1 rRNA gene is annotated in these 558 nt (G+C 53.2%); it reads left to right on the top strand.

Annotated features, from left to right (window positions below):
- A 16S ribosomal RNA gene (locus BAU23_RS17845) occupies nt 1-537 on the top strand; the annotation flags it as partial.
- Nucleotides 538-558: the final 21 nt, after the last annotated feature.

Genomic DNA, 558 nt, shown 5'->3' on the forward strand with positions numbered 1-558 from the left:
AACTCTAGAGATAGAGCTTCTCCTTCGGGAGCAGAGTGACAGGTGGTGCATGGTTGTCGTCAGCTCGTGTCGTGAGATGTTGGGTTAAGTCCCGCAACGAGCGCAACCCTTGATCTTAGTTGCCATCATTAAGTTGGGCACTCTAAGGTGACTGCCGGTGACAAACCGGAGGAAGGTGGGGATGACGTCAAATCATCATGCCCCTTATGACCTGGGCTACACACGTGCTACAATGGACGGTACAAAGAGCTGCAAGACCGCGAGGTGGAGCTAATCTCATAAAACCGTTCTCAGTTCGGATTGTAGGCTGCAACTCGCCTACATGAAGCTGGAATCGCTAGTAATCGCGGATCAGCATGCCGCGGTGAATACGTTCCCGGGCCTTGTACACACCGCCCGTCACACCACGAGAGTTTGTAACACCCGAAGTCGGTGGGGTAACCTTTATGGAGCCAGCCGCCTAAGGTGGGACAGATGATTGGGGTGAAGTCGTAACAAGGTAGCCGTATCGGAAGGTGCGGCTGGATCACCTCCTTTCTATGGAGAATTGATGAACGC

The sequence above is a fragment of the Bacillus nitratireducens genome (genome assembly GCF_001884135.1).
Taxonomy (GTDB): domain Bacteria; phylum Bacillota; class Bacilli; order Bacillales; family Bacillaceae_G; genus Bacillus_A; species Bacillus_A nitratireducens.